This window comes from Microcystis sp. M179S2, assembly GCF_020245805.1.
Classification (GTDB): Bacteria; Cyanobacteriota; Cyanobacteriia; order Cyanobacteriales; family Microcystaceae; genus Microcystis; species Microcystis aeruginosa.
In genome coordinates this window covers 1-3061 of sequence record NZ_JADBUE010000120.1, presented here as the reverse complement: position 1 = coordinate 3061, position 3061 = coordinate 1, and the positions used below count along the sequence as shown (strand labels likewise).

The 3061-nt window shown below is 44.1% G+C and carries 1 protein-coding gene and 1 pseudogene; one reads left to right on the top strand and one right to left on the bottom strand.

Going from position 1 to position 3061, the window contains the following annotated elements; genetic code table 11:
- Nucleotides 1-870 precede the first annotated feature (870 nt).
- Nucleotides 871-2088, bottom strand: a complete 1218-nt coding sequence (locus tag IM500_RS07010; protein WP_190718627.1) for an ATP phosphoribosyltransferase regulatory subunit — start codon at nucleotides 2086-2088, stop codon at nucleotides 871-873.
- 90 nt (nucleotides 2089-2178) lie between these two features.
- Between IM500_RS07010 and IM500_RS07005 the strand changes: the two are divergent.
- A pseudogene (locus IM500_RS07005) lies at nucleotides 2179-3061 on the top strand (RNA-guided endonuclease InsQ/TnpB family protein); the annotation flags it as partial.

Genomic DNA, 3061 nt, shown 5'->3' with positions numbered 1-3061 from the left:
TTCCAGGGATTCGGGAATTTTTGTCCAATCAATCAATTGGTGAACTTCGGGAAAGAAGAAGTATAAAAATGCTTCAAAATACTCGGTTAAAGCTTCTTTCCAGGGTTCATCATAATTGGCGGTTGTTGGGTTCATGGCAAGTCGCTACCAATTGGAAAGTTAGGCACTCATCTAAATCTATTATTCCCGATAAATATCATCAATGCTACTTGTCGTCACAAAACTTCCCATTAGAGCAACCTACATCTACATCTTTGTTCTAACATTTATTGGTAAAACTATATAATGCCGTCAGATATTTGGGGTAGGAGTTAAAGGCACCGGGAAGGATATCTTTGACCAAAAAAGGAGTTGACATGATTTTTTCCTGAATAAAGAGTAAAAATTTTAAAATCGCCGTTTCCCGCACTTGGGACAGCCCTAGTCGTTACCATGCCAAGAAGCGGCTCAATCATCGCCGTCAGCGTTGGGTTTCATGCTTTAACCCAACCCACGTTTATCTCTGGTATAGATTAGAATCGATTATTAACATTGATTTTTGCTTATGATTTATTATGGTTTCAGTGGGTATTAATGGTGGTTATTATAAACAAACCAATCAATATTATTTATAAAGTTTTTTGAACGGCTCTTCTGGTTTATGTTTGGAAACGAGGTCTATTCTCGCGAAACAGGTGCAAGATTTTGAGGGAATCGTGCTTCAAAACCTTGCGTTTTCATCGGCCCCCGTCCTGTAGGGGCGAAGCATTCGGATAAAAAATCTACGGTTTCACCGATAGGTTATTGCCCGAATGCTTCTTTTTCAGCAAGCCCTAGATAGAGTCCTATAGTAGCGGGCAGAAGGCAGTATTTCCGCCGCTTTTGCCCCTTTCAGAGAGATTCTTCGATCACGGAACCATCTTCTTGCACCCAGGCGAGATTTTTAATCATTCGATCGCGGGCATAGGTGCGAATTTGTGCCTCGCTGCGACCCCCTAAATCGATCGCCACCCTCAGATTCGGATCACCGGTGCGAAGGGAGCGAGCCTTACTAAAAGTCGCTATCTGGGCGTTATTACCCAAAGGGATAAGCAACCAGTCGAGGGGAGGAGCTTGAGTGGGTAAAGTCTGCCCTGATAATAAACTTTCGTGCAGTTCTTCGATATTCAGGGAAAAACCGATACCCGGAGCCGATTGGCCCTGGGGATGAAAAACGCCCAATAATTGATCATAGCGTCCGCCCTGGCCTAAAATACTGAGATTTTGCTGGTGATCACTAACCGCCTTAAAAACGATGCCGGTGTAGTAATCAAAGGTTTGAATCAGACTTAAATCGAGAATTAGGGGGAAAGGCCCAGAGCGATCGGCATTAAGCAGCTCTACTAGGGATTTAAGGTTATTAACGGCTTTTTGGGCTGATTCTTCCTGGGCTAATACTGCCACTTGTGCGAGGACATCCTCAGGATTACCGCGCAGGTGAAATAATTGTCGGGCTTGCTGCCGGAGGGTTTCGTTGGGATAGGGAAGATTTTCGAGGCTAACGTAGTCGAGGAGGGCTAAACAGCGTTTCACCTGTTCGCGTAAGGGAGCCGGAAAGGGAGAAAGTAGCGAACGAGTCAAACCCGCTTCTCCTAAAATAATCTGCCAGTTAGGGACGGCCAAACTATCGAAACAGTCGGCCAGGAGCAGTAAAATCTCGGCATCAGCTAGTAAACCGCCAGAAAAGAGCAGTTCTACCCCCGCTTGATAGAATTCCACTTGACGGCCGTGATAACCGGCACTAGGGCGACGAAAAACGTTAGCCCGATAACAAAGACGTTGGGGATAGGACTCCCCACTCATGCGGGTGACGGCACTACGGGCAATGGAAGCGGTTAATTCAGGGCGTAATCCCGATAGTCCTTGACTATCCCCGTGGAGTTGGATCACGGTGCTGGGATCGATCGCACCGCCTGCGGTGAGGGTATCGAGCCATTCAATGGTGGAGGTGACGATCCTTTGATAGCCCCAACGCTGAAAGACAGACTGAAGGCGATCGTTAATCCAGCCTTTTTGGGTAACTTCTAGGGGTAATAAATCCCTTGTCCCCGCCGGGGGTTGATGAATCATCGAAAATTTGGGTCTGAAACCCCGTCGTTCTACGACGGCTTTACTGTTAAATATTAGCACATTTACGAAATCTATGCTAAAATGTGAGGTATGGAAAAAGCCTACTCGTTTCGATTTTACCCAACACCCGAACAAGAGTCGCTATTGCGGCGCACATTGGGCTGTGTAAGATTAGTTTACAATAAAGCTCTCCACGAACGAACACAAGCATGGTACGAAAAGCAAGAAAGAGTAGGCTACGCTCAAACTTCTTCAATGCTAACCGAGTGGAAAAAGCAAGAAGAATTAGACTTTTTAAACGAAGTTAGCTGTGTACCTTTACAACAAGGGTTAAGACACCTACAAACAGCTTTTACTAACTTCTTTGCTGGTCGTACTAAGTATCCTAACTTTAAGAAAAAACATCAAGGAGGAAGTGCCGAATTTACCAAATCTGCTTTTAAATTCAAAGACAGACAAATCTATTTAGCTAAATGCACAGAACCTTTACCTATTCGATGGTCAAGACAAATACCAGAAAGCTGTGAACCAAGCACAGTAACAGTCAGATTACATCCTTCTGGACGTTGGCATATCTCAATTAGATTTGATGACCCAACAATTAAGCCATTACCAGTAACAGATAAAGCCATCGGAATTGACTTAGGAATTAGTAGCCTAGTAATTACCAGCGATGGAGACAAGGTATCTAATCCTAAGCATTTTAAGAAACATTATCGGAGACTGCGAAAAGCGCAAAAAAATCTGTCTAGAAAACAGAAAGGCTCAAAGAATCGAGAAAAGGCAAAAATCAAAGTAGCAAGGATTCACGCCCAAATTACTGATAACAGAAAAGACCATTGACACAAGCTAACCACTCAATTAGGCCGTGAAAACCAAACGATTGTGGTTGAGAATTTAGCCGTCAAGAATATGGTCAAAAACCCGAAATTATCTCAGGCAATATCTGATGTAAGCTGGGGAGAAATTACCC

What these genes read in the sequence shown, in the direction of transcription:
- IM500_RS07010 (WP_190718627.1), bottom strand. Translation starts at nt 2,088, where the DNA reads ATGATTCATCAACCCCCGGCGGGGACAAGGGATTTATTACCCCTAGAA.